Raw genomic sequence first — 14,905 nt, forward strand, 5'->3', positions numbered from 1 at the left:
TTGCCCTGCCTGCACTGGAGATGAGTGATGGACCCAGCAGTATTCGAAGAGTGGATGATGACCGGCCTGGTCAGCATTCTGATCATTTTCATGGGTTTCATCGTCTGGGACCTGGCCAAGAAGTCCAAGGCCGGGCGCTTCGGCTCGTTCATCCTGTTCTTCGTGCTGGGCCTGGGCGTTGCAGCATTCATCATCAAGAGCGTGGTGATCGGCCTGATCGAGTCCGGCGCCTTATAAGCGCGCAGCCACCTCTTTCCACTGGCCCTGCTCCAGGCCGTCCAGGGTCCAGTCGCCGATCCTGACCCGCACCAGGCGCAAGGTCGGTAGCCCCACCGCAGCGGTCATGCGCCTTACCTGGCGGTTGCGCCCCTCGCGTATCACCAGCTCCAGCCAACTGGTGGGCACGCTCTTGCGAAAGCGCACCGGCGGGTTGCGCGGCCATAGCGTCGGTTCTTCGAGCTGGCGCGCCTCGGCCGGCAGGGTCATGCCGTCATTCAACTGCACACCTTCGCGCAAGCGCTGCAGCTGTTCGGCACTGGGCTCGCCCTCGACCTGCACCCAATAGGTCTTGGCCAGCTTGTGCTTGGGATCGGCGATGCGCGCCTGCAACTGCCCGTCATTGGTCAACAGCAGCAACCCTTCACTGTCGCGATCCAGGCGCCCGGCCGGGTAGACCCCGGGAACTGCAATGAAGTCCTTGAGCGTGGCCCGCCCCTCGCCATCGCTGAACTGGGTCAGCACATCGAAAGGCTTGTTGAACAGGATCAGCTTCGGCTCGACCGGCGCGGCCTTGGCCACACGCTTGGCGGGAGAGGAGGAAAACGGTTTGGCGCCAGGACGGCGGGAAGCGGGACGGGGCGGACGGGACATGGGAGCAGGAACATTCAGCGATCAGGACCGACAATGCTAGTGGCCTGACCGCCAAATGACCATGGCTTAAACGCTTAGCGGAAAGGCGGCTCGTCGAAGCTGCGCAGTTTGCGCGAGTGCAGGGAGTTGAGCTCGCTGCGCATCAGGTCCACCGCTTCGATGCCGATCTTCAGATGCTGGCTGACCGCACGCTCATAAAAGGCGTTGGCCGCGCCCGGCAACTTGATTTCACTGTGCAATGGCTTGTCCGAGACACACAGCAAGGTGCCGTACGGCACTCGCAGGCGATACCCCTGGGCGGCGATGGTGCCGCTTTCCATGTCCACCGCCACGGCCCGGGACAGGTTGATCAGCGGGCGTTCCTCGGCCCAACGCAACTCCCAGTTGCGGTCGTCGTAAGTCAGCACGGTGCCGGTGCGCAGGCGTTTCTTCAGTTGTTCGCCCTTTTCCCCGGTGACATTGGCCGCCGCCTGCTGCAACGCCAACTGGACTTCGGCCAGGGCCGGAATCGGAATGTTCGGCGGCACCACGCGGTCGAGAATGCCGTCGCGCCGCATATAAGCGTGGGCCAGCACGTAGTCGCCAATGGTCTGGGACTGCCGCAGGCCGCCGCAGTGGCCGATCATCAGCCAGCAATGCGGACGCAGCACCGCCAGGTGGTCGGTGATGTTCTTGGCGTTGGACGGGCCGACACCGATATTCACCAGGGTCACACCGTGGCCATCGCTGGCCTGCAAGTGGTAGGCCGGCATCTGGTAGCGGTGCCAGACCACACCGGCGGCGATGGCCGAGGCCTCGCCGTGATCCATGCTTTTTTCGATGATCACGTTGCCCGGCAGGACCATGCGCACAAAGCGCGGATCGCTGCGCAACTGCTCCAGGCCATGAACGATGAACTGGTCCACATAGCGGTGATAGTTGGTCAGCAGGATCCACGGCTGCACATGACGCCAGTCGCTACCGGTGTAGTGCACCAGGCGCCGCAGGGAGAAATCCACTCGCGCGGCATCGAACAGCGCCAGGGGCAGCGGATGGGTATTTTCCCAATCGTAGAGGCCATCGGCGATGCCGTCGGTGGCGGCCGACAGGTCGGTACTCGGGAACACCCGCGCCAGCGCCGCAGCGGTCACGCCGGAACCTGCCAGCTCGTCGCCCTGCTCCACGACATAGGGATAAGGAATGTTCTGCTCACTGACGCCCACTTCCACCGTCACGGTGAAGTCGTGCATCAACGGCACCAATTGTTCGAGCAGGTAATTACGGAAGGCTGCAGGATGGGTCACGGTGACACTGTAGGTGCCCGGCAACTGGACCTTGGCATAGGCCCTTGTGGTCTGTGGGACTTCGCCGTGGCAGTGGTAGGTCAGGCGCAACTCAGGGTAGCGAAACAGTGCTCGTTGCTCGGCATCCGGCTCGACCCGGTCCTTGAGATAACGCTTGAGCGCCTGGCTCAGCGCCGTGGTGGCCCGCTCATGCAGGGCGGCAAGCCGGTCCACGGCTTGCTCGGCGGTTTGAACGACAATAAAAGCTTCGGTCACGATAAGCATCCTGTGTTCTGAACTTGCAGGCGTTCATCTTGCCTGCAAGACCGTCCCACGGGAACAGCGTAATCACCGCAGGCGCCGGGAAGCCGGCGCCAGGGAGGGTCAGAAGCCCTGAGGGGAGGAGCGGGCGACAATGGCTGCCACGTCCAGGCCACGCGGCAAGGTGCCGTAGACCCGCCCGCCCTGGCCGCCCAGGCGGCTGGCGATAAAGGCGTCGCTGACCACCTGGTTGCCGGCTTCCAGCAAGAGCTTGGCCTGCAGGCCCAGGGCAATGTCCTCGGTGAGTTGACGAGCACGGTATTGAATGTCGCCGGTGTCCTTGAAGCTCTCCTTCAGCCCGTTGATATGGGCGGCCAGGCGCTTGTCGCCATGGCCATCGCCCAATTCGGCGAACAAGGCGTCCAGCACGCCCGGCTCCTTCGACAAGGCTCGCAGCACATCCAGGCATTGCACGTTGCCGGAGCCTTCCCAGGTGGAGTTCACCGGCGCCTCGCGGTACAGCCGTGGCAGGATGCTGTCCTCGACATAACCGGCACCGCCCATGCACTCCGCCGCCTCGTTGATCATCGCCGGGGCCCGCTTGCAGATCCAGTACTTGCCCACCGCCGTCACCAGCCGGGAAAACTTCGCCTCCTGGGCATCGTCCAGATGATCCAGGGCCCGCCCCATGCGCATGCTCAGGGCCAGGGCCGCTTCGCTTTCCAGGGCCAGGTCGGCCAGCACGTTCTGCATCAGGGGCTGCTCGCTGAGCACCCTCCCGCCCACGGTGCGATGGGCACAGTGATGGCTGGCCTGGGTCAGGGCCTGGCGCATCAGGGAGCTGGAGCCGACCATGCAATCGAAACGGGTCATGGCCACCATCTCGATAATGGTCGGCACGCCGCGGCCTTCCTCGCCAATCATCCAGGCCAGGGCGCCGCGGAACTCCACTTCGCTGGAAGCGTTGGAAAGGTTGCCGAGCTTGTTCTTCAGGCGCTGGATATAGAACTGGTTGCGCGTGTCATCGGGACGGTGCCGGGGCAGGAGGAAGCAGGTCAGGCCCTTGTCGGTCTGGGCCAGGGTCAGGAAGGCATCGCACATCGGCGCCGAACAGAACCATTTGTGGCCCACCAGCTCGTACGCCTGCCCGGGGCCGCCAGCCCCCACCGGGTAGGCCCGGGTGGTGTTGGCACGCACATCGGTGCCGCCCTGTTTCTCGGTCATCGCCATGCCGATGGTCAGCCCGGCCTTGTGTTGCATGCCGACATTGCGCGGGTCGTACCGGGTGGCAAGGATCTTGGGCAGCCACTGGTCGGCGATATCCGGTTGCAGCTTCAAGGCCGGTACACAGGCGAAGGTCATGGTCAGCGGGCATCCGCTGCCGGCCTCGGCCTGGCTGTGCAGATAGGTCATGGAGGCGCGGGCAACGTGGGCCCCCGCTTGCGGATCGGTCCAGGGCAGCGAAGTCAGGCCGGCTTCGATCGCCGCCTGCATCAATTGGTGATAGGCGGGATGAAACTCCACCAGATCGATCCGATGGCCAAAGCGGTCGTGGCTGGAAAATACCGGTTTGTTCTGATTGGCCAGGAACCCCGCCTCCATCAACGGACCACCGGCCAGGGCGCCATAGGCGTCGACCCGCGACTCGGCCCAACCGGCATCGAAACGGCGCATCCATTGCTGCAGCGGCAGGTCGATCCGATAGAGATTGGCGCCGTCCAAAGCTGGCGGCTGGTTGGTGACTTCGTGGGTTTCAGCGAACTGGTGGAGGTTCATCGCGGGGCTCCTTCAGGGTGTGCCAAGACCCCAGTTAAGCACCGCCCCCACCCCGAACAAAGTGGCATACCTGCCTAAATGTCGGCGCTTTCGCCCTGTTCCACAGAGAGCACATATCTCGACAATGCCGTTTGCAAGGCCTCGAACTTCACCGGTTTAGCCAGATAGTCGGAGCCAGCCCCCGCCGGGCAGCCCTCTTTGCCGGGCACGCAGGCCAGCAGGATGGGCAATTGGGAATATCCGGGCAGCGCCTGGGCCTGCAAGCGAAACGCCCCCAGTTGCGCCGTGGACATCTCGCCATCGATCAACACCGCACTGACCAGCTCACGCCCGAGCAATTGCAGGGCATCAGTAGGGCTACCGGCGGTGCGCACCTGGTAGCCCAGCTTGAGCAGCATGCCCCTGACCACCAACTGATTGACGTCGTTGTCGTCCACCAGCAGCACGGTGCAGTCCCGGGGCAAGCGTCGCGCCACTGCCGCCGGCGAGCGCGGGGCGGGTTCCTGGGCGTCGAACTCCACCAGCAGGCGGAAACAACTGCCTCGGCCTGGCGTGGATTCGTGGGTCAATTGCCCGCCCAGCAACTCCACCAACTGCCGACAGATCGCCAGGCCGATACCCAGCCCGCCATATTCACGGGTCATGGAACCATCGAGCTGGAAGAAACGCTGATACAGGGTCGCTTCATCCAGGTTGACGAAGCCAATACCGCTGTCGATCACCTCGAAACTCAGGCTGACCCGCTGCGCCGACACGGAACGCGTGAGCACCCGCAGCACCACGCTGCCCGAAGGGGTGAACTTGATGGCATTGTCCAGCAGGCACTCCAGACAATGGCTGAGTTTGCAGCGATCGCCCTGCAAGCGATCGGGCAGCCCGGCGCTCAAGTCGATCTGGAAAGCCAGCGACTTGGCGGCGGCACTGGCGCCGTATTGGGTCTGCAGTGTCGTCAGCAGGGAGCGCAGGCTGAACGGCTGACGCTGGGCACTGAGCTTGCCGGCCTGCAGCTCGGTCAGGGTCAGAATGCCGTTGACCATGCGCATCATGTCCCGCGCCGAGCCGGCCGCTGTCTGCTGGTATTGCTCCAGCTCCGGATCCAGCTCCAGGGTCTGCATCAGTTCCAGAGAGCCGATGACGCCGTTCATCGGGGTCCGCAGCTCATGGGTCAGGGTGGCCAGGAATTCGTCCTTGAGCCGGTTGCTGTGGGCCAGTTGCTGGTTCAGCACTTCAAGCTTCTGCCCGGCTTCGAGCAGTGTCTGGGCCTGTTGCTCACGCATGGCATTGATGCGATCGGCCAGTGCCAGGGACAGCAACGCCACTTCGATCGCCGAGCCGATCTGGCTGGCGTACATGGTCAGGAACACATTCGGCAGGTAACCCAGCACCATCAAGGTGTTGATCACCCCTCCAAACAAAAAGGCCGACCAGGCGATGATGAAATAGCGTGCCACGCGCAGGCCTCGACACCAGGCGACAATCCCGGCCACGTAGATCACCACGGTGAACACCAGGGCCAGGGTGGTGGCCAGGCGCAATGCCAGGGCATAACTGGTCATCAGTGAAAGCGCCATGACCAGCGCGCCAAAGGCCATCAAGGCCAGTAGCACACGGTCGACCCAGGGGCTGTGGCGGGAAGTCTGCAGGAAGCTGCGGGCGAACTGGCTGCCGAACAAACCTGCCGAACCGATGAAGAACGGTGTCGCGGCATTGGCCCACCAGGGGCTGTCGGGCCAGAAGTACTCCACTGCGGCGCCGTTGACCGACAGCTGATAGAGACCGAAGGAAGCGATATAGAAGATGTAGTAGAGGTAGCTGGTGTCCCGCACGCTGAGGTAGATGAACAGGTTGTACACCAGCATCCCCAGCAGCACGCCGTAAATCAGCCCGAGCACATACAACCGCACCGGCTGGGCTTCCAGGTAAGCACTGCTGGACCACAGGCTCACCGGCGCCTGGATCGAGCCTTCGCTGGCCAGCCGCAGGTAGACGGTCTTGTGCTCGTGGGGAGAAAAATTCAGGTTGAACAGGTAGTTGTTCTGGCGAATCTCTCGACTGTCGAAGGGCAAGGCATCCCCGGTACGACCCGCCAGGCGATAACCACCAGACTCGTCAGGGACGTACAGTTCAAGGTGGTCCAGAGGCGGATAGGCCAACTCCAGCAACCAGCTGCGTTGTGCGCTCGGGTTGGCGGGGCGGTAGTCGAGGTCGATCTTCAGCCAGAACGCCGAGCGCGAATAACCGGCGTTGAGGGTGTCTTTATCGTGGGGTTTGAATTGTTCAGCCAGAGGCCCCGAGCTGACATCGGCAATGGTCGCCTCACCCCCCGCGTCTTCGAGTACTTGCATCACTCGGCCCAAGGACAGGCGTTGAGTGAACTCGTCGAACTCGGCGGCGCCAGCCAGCATCGGCAAGCTCAACAGCAACATCAGCAAATAGTGCATAAAGCCCCAGCGTGGCTTGTCCGGTGGTGTCAGGAAGTCCCCCATTTCCCTTGAGCAGACGTAGAACCGGCATGACCTGTTATTGATTTGAATCCACTCTAGCATAGCCGCTGATGGCCATTGAACACCATTGTAAGTTTTAGTCTAAAGGCTCTAGAACGGGGCTTTCAGCGCAATCCAGCGGGCTAGAGCTGTTGCTTCGGTCAAGTGGGCTGGCCGGCGCCAGATCGCCCCGCTCTTATATGTCGAGCGCCGCGAAAAAAAACGTTTGGTGGTAAGCTCGCCGCCCATGAATATCTACAGCTCTCGCCCCGTTGTCCTCTGTCTCTCCGGCCACGACCCCAGTGGTGGCGCCGGCCTGCAGGCAGATATCGAAGCCCTGCTGGCTCAGGGTTGTCATGCAGCTCCGGCTGTCACCGCGTTGACCGTGCAGGACACGGTCAATGTCAGCGACTTCCGCGTCCTGGATCGCGAGTGGGTATTGGCCCAGGCCAATGCCGTGCTCAACGACTCCACGGTAGCGGCGGTCAAGCTGGGCATGCTCGGTTCCCTGGAGATGGTCGACACCGTGGTCGAGCTGCTCCAGGCCCACCCGCACCTGCCAGTGGTCTGCGATCCGGTGTTGCGCGCCGGCGGCGGTGGCCGGCTGGGCAAGGATGAGGTCGGCTACGCCATGCGCGAGCGCCTCCTGCCCCTGGCAACCATTGCCACCCCCAACCTTCCCGAAGCCCGAATTCTCGCGGAACTGCCTGAAGGCAGCGCCGACCAATGCGCCGAAAAACTCCTGCCCTTCGTCAAGCATTTGCTGATCACCGGCGGCCACGGCGATGAACACGAAGTCCACAATCGCCTGTACAGCCGTGACGGCCTGCGCGAAACCTATACCTGCCAGCGCTTGCCGGGCAGCTACCACGGCTCCGGCTGCACCCTGGCCAGCGCACTGGCCGGCCGCCTGGCCCAAGGTGAACACCTGGCCAGTGCGGTGAAGTCCGCCCTGGATTACACCTGGCGCACCCTGCGCGATGCCGAACAGCTTGGCCGTGGCCAGTTCGTTCCGCGCCGTTTGCCGCTGGATTTCTGCTCGTAATGTCATGAGGCCTGCTCAATGAAACTACGTGGTCTGTACGCCATCACCGACAGCCAACTGTTGGCCGGCAAGTTTCTGAAGTACGTGGAGGCGGCGCTGGAAGGCGGTGTCACGCTGTTGCAGTACCGCGACAAAAGCGACGACCAGGCCCGCCGACTGCGGGAAGCCGAAACCCTGCTGGCCTTGTGCGAGCGCTACAAGACCCGTTTGATCATCAACGATGATGCCGAGCTGGCGGCGCGTATCGGTGCCGGCGTGCACCTGGGCCAGACTGACGGCCCATTGACCCCGGCCCGGGCCTTGCTGGGCCGCCAGGCGATCATCGGTGCCACCTGCCACAGCCAGTTGCCACTGGCCGAGCAAGCCGCCAAGGAAGGCGCCAGCTATGTCGCCTTCGGCCGTTTCTTCAATTCCACCACCAAGCCCGGCGCGCCTGCGGCCAGCCTGGAGCTGCTGGACCAGGCCCGGGCCAGCCTGCACCTGCCGATCTGCGTGATCGGCGGCATCACCCTGGACAACGCCGCGCCACTGGTGAACCACGGCGCCGACCTGCTGGCGGTGGTCCACGGCCTGTTCGGCGCCGAGAGCGCCGAGGAAGTGACCCGCCGCGCCCGCGCCTTCAACGCCCTATTCAACAGCTGATTTTTGAGAGCCCGATCATGTCTCGTTCCGAAACCCTGTTTGCCAACGCCCAGAAACACATCCCGGGTGGCGTCAATTCGCCTGTCCGCGCCTTCAAGAGCGTGGGCGGCACCCCGCTGTTCTTCAAACACGCAGAAGGTGCCTACGTCACCGACGAAGACGACAAGCGCTATGTCGACTACGTTGGCTCCTGGGGCCCGATGATTCTTGGCCACAGCCACCCTGATGTCCTGGACGCCGTGCGCAAGCAACTGGAACACGGCCTGTCCTACGGCGCACCGACCGCCATGGAAACCGAAATGGCCGACCTGGTGTGCTCCATCGTGCCGTCGATGGAAATGGTGCGCATGGTCAGTTCGGGCACCGAAGCCACCATGAGTGCCATTCGCCTGGCCCGTGGCTTCACCGGCCGGGACAGCATCATCAAGTTCGAAGGCTGCTACCACGGCCACTCCGACAGCCTGCTGGTGAAGGCTGGCTCCGGCGCCCTGACCCAAGGCGTGCCGAGCTCCGCCGGTGTGCCCGCGGCTTTCGCCAAGCACACCCTGACCCTGCCCTTCAACGACATTGCGGCGGTGGAAAAAATGCTCGCCGAAGTAGGCCAGGAAGTGGCCTGCATCATCGTTGAACCAGTGGCCGGCAACATGAACTGCGTACCCCCGGCACCGGGTTTCCTCGAAGGCCTGCGTCGCCTCTGCGATCAGCACGGCGTAGTGCTGATCTTCGACGAAGTGATGACCGGTTTCCGTGTTGCCCTCGGTGGCGCTCAGGCCCATTACGGCGTGACACCCGACCTGTCGACCTTCGGCAAGATCATCGGCGGCGGCATGCCGGTAGGCTGCTTCGGCGGCAAGCGCAAGATCATGGAGCACATCGCGCCCCTGGGCCCGGTCTACCAGGCCGGCACCCTGTCCGGCAACCCGCTGGCCATGGCCGCTGGCCTGACCACTCTGCGCCTGATCAGCCGCCCGGGCTTCCACGCCGAACTGAGCGACTACACCAGCCGTCTGCTCGAAGGCCTGCAACAACGCGCCGATGCAGCAGGCATTCCGTTCGTCACCACCCAGGCTGGCGGCATGTTCGGCCTGTACTTCAGCGGTGCCGATGACATCGTCACCTTCGACGATGTGATGGCCAGCGACGCCAACCTGTTCAAGCGCTTCTTCCACCTGATGCTGGAAGGCGGCGTGTACCTGGCGCCGAGTGCCTTCGAAGCGGGCTTCACCTCCATCGCCCACGGCGAGGCCGAGTTGCAACTGACGCTGGATGCGGCAGAGCGGGCATTCGCCGCCCTGAAGTAAGCGCTGAACGGCGGGCGTGTGAAAAATCACGCCCGTTGTAGTCTTTACTTGAATTTTCTCCAGTGAAACCTGGAAATGCTGATGAATCCTTGGGATATAGCGCCCACGCAGCAGAAAAACGAGTAAAGACTTTGTAAGGTGGGCCCTGCTTATTTCATAATGCGCGCTTATTGGGCCCCACGCTGGGCCCCGCGCCCCTCAGAGGTAAGTCGATTCCCATGAACCGCACCGGCCGCGCCCTGACACTGGGCTGCCTGTTGCTCCTTCAGCCCCTGCTCGCGCATGCACAAGCAGGTGGCAACTCGTTGTTGATCCCGGCGCTGGGTCGCTGCACCCTCGATCCCCAGGCTCAGGACCAGGCCGAGGCCCTCACCGCCTGCCAGAAGGCCGCCGACGAGGGGGATGCCGAGGCGCAATACGAGTTGGGTGAGTTCTACTACGAGGGCAAAGGTGCGCCGCAAGATTTCAATCAAGCCCTGAGCTACTTCGAAAAGGCCTCCTTGCAAGGCCATGCCCAGGCGCAATTCAAGCTGGGCACCATGTTCTTCCACGGCGAAGGCGTGCCGGCCAATAACGTCCAGGCTTACATCGTGCTGAAGATGGCTGCGGTCAATGGCGCCGAAGACGCCCTGGACACCGCCGACGAAGTCGCCGAGCACATGCAGCGCGACGAACTGGAAGTTGCGACCCAGGTACTGGGACAGATTTTCCGCAAATACCTGATGGAACTGCAGAGCGCCGATGGGCGTTCACCTTTCTCGCCCCTGCCGTAGGCATTTGCGCCTCAGTCGCCGGTGAGCCGGCTTCCACACAGACAACCGCCCTCCCGGTAAGACGGAATCGGCCAGGCTTACTTTTCCGGCATCGGCATCGGGAACGGCATGACGTTGCTCACCCCGCGGGCCTCGCTGATCTTCGGCGTACCCAGGCGCTCGACTTCATCGATGCGCACGATCGAATGCATCGGCACAAAGCTGCGCACTACACCTTCGAACTGGGCCTTGAGCTTCTCCTCGCTCGGGTCAACGACCACTTGCGTGCGCTCGCCAAAGACGAACTCTTCCACTTCCAGGAAACCCCACAGATCACTCTGATAGATCTGCTTGGCGTACATTTCGAACACCTGGCCCTGGTTAAGGAAAATCACCTTGTAGATTGGAGCTTCACGTTTGGTCATGGCGGGCGGGTAACACATCAGGGGACAAAAATAGGGCGCGAACTATAGCATAGCTACCCGATGCACAACCCTAGGAACCTGTGGGCATGGCCCCTATAATGCGCGGTTCTTTGAATCACGTGATGATCCCGTCCATGGCCAAGAAGCTTTACATCGAAACCCACGGTTGCCAGATGAACGAGTACGACAGCTCGCGCATGGTGGACCTGCTGGGCGAACATCAGGCCCTGGAAGTCACCGCACGCGCCGAAGATGCGGACGTCATCCTGCTCAACACCTGCTCCATTCGCGAACGCGCCCAGGACCGGGTGTACTCCCAGCTCGGGCGCTGGCGTGAGCTCAAACTGGCCAATCCGGACATGGTGATCGCCGTAGGCGGCTGCGTGGCCAGCCAGGAGGGCGCGGCCATCCGCGACCGCGCCCCCTATGTGGACGTGGTCTTCGGCCCGCAGACCCTGCACCGCCTGCCGGAAATGATCGACGTCGCGCGCATCACCAAATTGCCGCAGGTCGACGTCTCGTTCCCGGAAATCGAAAAGTTCGACCACCTGCCCGAGCCCCGGATCGATGGCCCCAGCGCCTATGTCTCGGTGATGGAAGGCTGCAGCAAGTACTGTACCTTCTGCGTCGTGCCCTACACCCGCGGCGAAGAAGTCAGCCGGCCCTTCGACGATGTGATTGCCGAGATCATCCACCTGGCGGAAAACGGCGTCCGCGAGGTGACCCTGCTGGGCCAGAACGTCAACGGCTATCGCGGCCAAACCCACGACGGGCGCATGGCCGACCTGGCCGAATTGATTCGTGTGGTTGCCGCGATCGATGGCATCGAGCGAATCCGCTACACCACCTCACATCCGCTGGAGTTCTCCGACAGCCTGATCCAGGCTCATGCCGAAGTACCAGAATTGGTGAAGCACCTGCACCTGCCGGTGCAATCCGGTTCGGACCGGATCCTCGCGGCCATGAAGCGCAATCACACCGCCCTGGAGTACAAGTCCAAGCTGCGCAAGCTCAGGGCGGCTGTTCCGGGAATCTGTATCAGTTCGGACTTTATCGTCGGCTTCCCAGGCGAGACGGAGAAGGATTTCCAGCAGACCATGAAACTGATCGAAGACGTCGGTTTCGACTTCTCCTACTCCTTCGTCTACAGCCAACGGCCGGGAACACCGGCCGCCGACCTGGCCGACGAAACACCGGAGGCGGTGAAAAAGGAACGGCTCAACGCCTTGCAGCACCGCCTCAACCAGCAAGGTTTTGAAATCAGCCGACAAATGGTCGGCTCTACCCAGCGCATCCTGGTGACCGACTACTCGAAGAAAGACCCGGGCGAACTGCAGGGACGGACCGAGAACAACCGCATCGTCAACTTCCGCTGTGACAATCCCACGCTGATCGGCCAGTTCGCCGACGTGTACATCGACTCGGCGCAGCCTCACTCGCTGCGCGGCTCCCTGCTGCAATAACCTGGCAGGGAAAAGCCCCAGCAGCCCTTGCTCCGCATAAGAGCTTTCGCACCCAGGCTGCTGGCGTTATCCTTGAATTCATCTTAATTGCCGTTGGGCGGCTAAAAACGACCTTGAACGCACCCATAGAACCTCATCGTTTCATCCTCGAGCCCTTCGAGGCTCGCCGCTTCGCCAATCTGTGCGGGCAATTCGACGAGCATCTGCGCTTGATCGAACAGCGCCTGACGATCGAGATCCGCAACCGCGGCAATCAGTTCGAACTGATCGGCGAACCCAAGCAAACCACCTCCGCGGAAAACCTTCTGCGCCGTCTCTACCGGGAAACCAAGGGCACCGAGCTGTCGCCGGACCTGGTCCACCTGTTCTTGCAGGAGTCTGCCGTGCAAGAGCTGGACAACCCTTCGGTAGCCGATGCCGCCGTGGCCCTGCGCACCAAGAAAGGCATGATTCGCCCCCGCGGCCTGAATCAGCAGCGCTACGTCAAAGAGATCCTCGGCAACGACATCAACTTCGGCATTGGCCCGGCCGGTACCGGCAAGACCTACCTGGCCGTGGCCTGCGCCGTGGACGCCCTGGAACGCGAGCAGGTGCGACGCATCCTGCTGGTGCGCCCGGCGGTGGAAGCCGGCGAAAAGCTCGGTTTCCTGCCCGGCGACCTGGCCCAGAAGATCGACCCCTACCTGCGCCCGCTGTACGACGCCCTGTATGAAATGCTCGGCTTCGAACACGTGGCCAAGCTCATCGAACGCCAGGTCATCGAGATCGCGCCCCTGGCCTACATGCGCGGCCGCACCTTGAACAACAGCTTCATCATCCTCGATGAGAGCCAGAACACCACCGTGGAACAGATGAAGATGTTCCTGACACGGATCGGTTTCGGCTCCACTGCGGTGATCACCGGCGACATCACCCAGGTCGACCTGCCCAAGGGCACCAAGTCCGGCCTGGCCCATGTGATCAACGTACTCAAGGATGTGCCTGGTATCAGCTTCACTCACTTCATGCCCAAGGACGTGGTGCGCCATCCGCTGGTGCAACGCATCGTCGAAGCCTATGAGCGCTTCGAACTGCACGCTGCCGACGAGGCCGCCAAGGCTGCCGCAGACCGAGGCAACCGCCACGATGCTTGAGCTTGACCTGCAGCGCGCCAGCCAACAGCCGGCCCCCAGCGATGAACAGTTCCGCCAGTGGTGCGAGCTGGCCCTGCGCCAGCGCACCGCCGATTCGGAACTGACCATCCGCCTGGTGGACGAAGCAGAAGGGCGTGAGCTGAACCACACCTGGCGTCATAAGGATTACGCCACCAATGTGCTGTCATTTCCTGCCGATGTACCGGATGAGCTGCTGGATATCCCATTGCTGGGGGACCTGGTGATCTGCATTGCGGTGGTCGAGCGCGAAGCGGCTGAACAAGGCAAGGAACTTCAGGCCCACTGGGCCCATCTGGTGATTCACGGCTGCTTGCATCTGTTGGGCTACGACCATATAGATGACGACGAAGCCGAAGAAATGGAAGCGCTGGAACGAACGTTGCTTGCAGAACTGGGCCATCCGGACCCTTATGCAGACGACGAAAGCTGATCAACAACCCCCTGTAACAACCAAGGATTCAGAGCAATCGCTATGAGCGAAGATCGATCGAGCAACGGGCAAAAGTCATGGCTGGGCAAACTGACCCAGGCTTTTGCCCATGAGCCGAAAAACCGCCAGGAGCTGCTGGAGCTGCTGCGCGAAGCCCATCAGAACAAGTTGCTGGACAGCGAAGCGCTGGCCATCGTCGAAGGCGCCATCCAGGTCGCTGACCTGCAAGTCCGGGACATCATGGTTCCGCGCTCGCAAATGATCAGCATCAAGGCGACCCAGACCCCTCGGGAGTTCCTGCCCGCAGTCATCGATTCGGCGCACTCGCGCTACCCGGTGATCGGCGAAAGCCATGACGACGTGATGGGCGTCCTGCTGGCCAAGGACCTGCTGCCGCTGATCCTCAAGGAGAACGGTGACAGCTTCAACATCAAGGACCTGCTGCGCCCGGCGACCTTCGTCCCAGAGTCCAAGCGCCTGAACGTGCTGCTGCGCGAGTTCCGCGCCAACCACAACCACATGGCCATCGTCATCGACGAATACGGCGGCGTGGCGGGCCTGGTGACCATCGAAGACGTGCTGGAACAGATCGTCGGCGACATCGAGGACGAACATGACGTCGAGGAAGACAGCTACATCAAGCCACTGCCCAGCGGCGACTTCCTGATCAAGGCGCTGACGCCCATCGAGAACTTCAACGAGTTTTTCGACAGCGACTTTTCCGACGACGAATTCGACACCGTAGGCGGCCTGGTCATGAGTGCGTTCGGCCACTTGCCAAAACGCAACGAAATCACTGAAATCGGCGCCTATCGCTTCCGCGTGCTCAACGCCGACAGCCGGCGGATTCATCTGCTGCGCCTGACCCCCATTTCCCGCTGAGGAAACGGGTCATCTGCCCTCCCCCGCACCGCGATATCGTCTTGAGGCCACTTGCCCGGCCTCAGGCGATACAGTGCGGGGACGCATCGGCCGAGCAGCGCTGCGTGACTCGACGCTCATCTGAAACAACCCAACCATTCTCCTCGTGCCTCGCCCGGT

General features: G+C 62.4%; 14 protein-coding genes. 9 read left to right on the top strand and 5 right to left on the bottom strand.

What is annotated here, in order from left to right; all coding sequences use genetic code 11:
• Nucleotides 1-27 precede the first annotated feature (27 nt).
• Nucleotides 28-237 (top strand): DUF2788 domain-containing protein, encoded by a 210-nt coding sequence (locus AC1RL5_RS23575; RefSeq protein WP_003228500.1) that lies wholly within the window; start codon nucleotides 28-30, stop codon nucleotides 235-237.
• Here the strand turns inward: AC1RL5_RS23575 and AC1RL5_RS23580 are convergent.
• The 4 genes from AC1RL5_RS23580 to AC1RL5_RS23595 form a co-directional block, all read right to left on the bottom strand.
• The gene (locus AC1RL5_RS23580; RefSeq protein ID WP_161466734.1) at nucleotides 232-798 is read right to left on the bottom strand and encodes a pseudouridine synthase; all 567 of its coding nucleotides are present in this window, start codon (nucleotides 796-798) and stop codon (nucleotides 232-234) included. The genes AC1RL5_RS23575 and AC1RL5_RS23580 overlap by 6 nt on opposite strands.
• Before the next feature lie 146 nt (nucleotides 799-944).
• A complete protein-coding gene (amn, locus tag AC1RL5_RS23585) occupies nucleotides 945-2,417 on the bottom strand; it encodes an AMP nucleosidase (RefSeq protein WP_015637154.1) in 1,473 nt (490 codons plus the stop codon).
• 99 nt (nucleotides 2,418-2,516) lie between these two features.
• Nucleotides 2,517-4,169: an acyl-CoA dehydrogenase family protein gene (locus AC1RL5_RS23590; RefSeq protein WP_065363626.1), complete on the bottom strand. Its 1,653-nt coding sequence runs from the start codon at nucleotides 4,167-4,169 to the stop codon at nucleotides 2,517-2,519.
• A 74-nt stretch (nucleotides 4,170-4,243) separates the two neighbouring features.
• A complete protein-coding gene (locus tag AC1RL5_RS23595; protein ID WP_072453050.1) occupies nucleotides 4,244-6,610 on the bottom strand; it encodes a hybrid sensor histidine kinase/response regulator in 2,367 nt (788 codons plus the stop codon).
• 289 nt (nucleotides 6,611-6,899) lie between these two features.
• On the opposite strand from AC1RL5_RS23595, the gene AC1RL5_RS23600 reads away from it, so the two are divergent.
• From AC1RL5_RS23600 to AC1RL5_RS23615, 4 genes are all read left to right on the top strand, one after another.
• Nucleotides 6,900-7,697 (top strand): hydroxymethylpyrimidine/phosphomethylpyrimidine kinase, encoded by a 798-nt coding sequence (locus AC1RL5_RS23600; protein ID WP_011063645.1) that lies wholly within the window; start codon nucleotides 6,900-6,902, stop codon nucleotides 7,695-7,697.
• A gap of 18 nt (nucleotides 7,698-7,715) precedes the next feature.
• On the top strand, nucleotides 7,716-8,339 hold the full coding sequence (gene thiE / locus AC1RL5_RS23605) for a thiamine phosphate synthase (protein ID WP_011063646.1): 624 nt from the start codon (nucleotides 7,716-7,718) through the stop codon (nucleotides 8,337-8,339).
• Between the two features lie 17 nt (nucleotides 8,340-8,356).
• Entirely contained in the window at nucleotides 8,357-9,640 is a 1,284-nt protein-coding gene (gene hemL / locus AC1RL5_RS23610; protein WP_011063647.1) for a glutamate-1-semialdehyde 2,1-aminomutase, read from the top strand.
• Nucleotides 9,641-9,858: 218 nt separating this feature from the next.
• A complete protein-coding gene (locus tag AC1RL5_RS23615) occupies nucleotides 9,859-10,413 on the top strand; it encodes a tetratricopeptide repeat protein (RefSeq protein ID WP_011063648.1) in 555 nt (184 codons plus the stop codon).
• 77 nt (nucleotides 10,414-10,490) lie between these two features.
• Here the strand turns inward: AC1RL5_RS23615 and AC1RL5_RS23620 are convergent, their stop codons facing one another.
• On the bottom strand, nucleotides 10,491-10,817 hold the full coding sequence (locus AC1RL5_RS23620) for a DUF1820 family protein (protein ID WP_007927079.1): 327 nt from the start codon (nucleotides 10,815-10,817) through the stop codon (nucleotides 10,491-10,493).
• Between the two features lie 134 nt (nucleotides 10,818-10,951).
• On the opposite strand from AC1RL5_RS23620, the gene miaB reads away from it, so the two are divergent.
• The 4 genes from miaB (at nucleotide 10,952) to AC1RL5_RS23640 (ending at nucleotide 14,746) form a co-directional block, all read left to right on the top strand.
• Nucleotides 10,952-12,280, top strand: a complete 1,329-nt coding sequence (miaB, locus tag AC1RL5_RS23625; protein WP_011063650.1) for a tRNA (N6-isopentenyl adenosine(37)-C2)-methylthiotransferase MiaB — start codon at nucleotides 10,952-10,954, stop codon at nucleotides 12,278-12,280.
• A gap of 113 nt (nucleotides 12,281-12,393) precedes the next feature.
• Nucleotides 12,394-13,413, top strand: coding sequence for a PhoH family protein (locus AC1RL5_RS23630; protein WP_011063651.1), 1,020 nt, complete (start codon nucleotides 12,394-12,396; stop codon nucleotides 13,411-13,413).
• Nucleotides 13,406-13,864 (top strand): rRNA maturation RNase YbeY, encoded by a 459-nt coding sequence (gene ybeY / locus AC1RL5_RS23635; protein WP_011063652.1) that lies wholly within the window; start codon nucleotides 13,406-13,408, stop codon nucleotides 13,862-13,864. Before AC1RL5_RS23630 ends, ybeY begins: the two co-directional genes overlap by 8 nt.
• A gap of 42 nt (nucleotides 13,865-13,906) precedes the next feature.
• The gene (locus AC1RL5_RS23640) at nucleotides 13,907-14,746 is read left to right on the top strand and encodes a CorC family transporter (protein ID WP_011063653.1); all 840 of its coding nucleotides are present in this window, start codon (nucleotides 13,907-13,909) and stop codon (nucleotides 14,744-14,746) included.
• Nucleotides 14,747-14,905: the final 159 nt, after the last annotated feature.

The sequence above is a fragment of the Pseudomonas sp. GW822-FHT06D10 genome, from assembly GCF_058799535.1.

Bases quoted from the DNA above. Each gene is read 5' to 3' on its own strand.
- AC1RL5_RS23575 (WP_003228500.1), top strand. From the start codon at position 28: ATGGACCCAGCAGTATTCGAAGAGTGGATGATGACCGGCCTGGTCAGC.
- amn (WP_015637154.1), bottom strand. From the start codon at position 2,417: ATGCTTATCGTGACCGAAGCTTTTATTGTCGTTCAAACCGCCGAGCAA.
- AC1RL5_RS23590 (WP_065363626.1), bottom strand. From the start codon at position 4,169: ATGAACCTCCACCAGTTCGCTGAAACCCACGAAGTCACCAACCAGCCG.
- AC1RL5_RS23595 (WP_072453050.1), bottom strand. From the start codon at position 6,610: ATGCACTATTTGCTGATGTTGCTGTTGAGCTTGCCGATGCTGGCTGGC.
- AC1RL5_RS23600 (WP_011063645.1), top strand. From the start codon at position 6,900: ATGAATATCTACAGCTCTCGCCCCGTTGTCCTCTGTCTCTCCGGCCAC.
- thiE (WP_011063646.1), top strand. From the start codon at position 7,716: ATGAAACTACGTGGTCTGTACGCCATCACCGACAGCCAACTGTTGGCC.
- hemL (WP_011063647.1), top strand. From the start codon at position 8,357: ATGTCTCGTTCCGAAACCCTGTTTGCCAACGCCCAGAAACACATCCCG.
- AC1RL5_RS23615 (WP_011063648.1), top strand. From the start codon at position 9,859: ATGAACCGCACCGGCCGCGCCCTGACACTGGGCTGCCTGTTGCTCCTT.
- AC1RL5_RS23620 (WP_007927079.1), bottom strand. From the start codon at position 10,817: ATGACCAAACGTGAAGCTCCAATCTACAAGGTGATTTTCCTTAACCAG.
- miaB (WP_011063650.1), top strand. From the start codon at position 10,952: ATGGCCAAGAAGCTTTACATCGAAACCCACGGTTGCCAGATGAACGAG.
- ybeY (WP_011063652.1), top strand. From the start codon at position 13,406: ATGCTTGAGCTTGACCTGCAGCGCGCCAGCCAACAGCCGGCCCCCAGC.
- AC1RL5_RS23640 (WP_011063653.1), top strand. From the start codon at position 13,907: ATGAGCGAAGATCGATCGAGCAACGGGCAAAAGTCATGGCTGGGCAAA.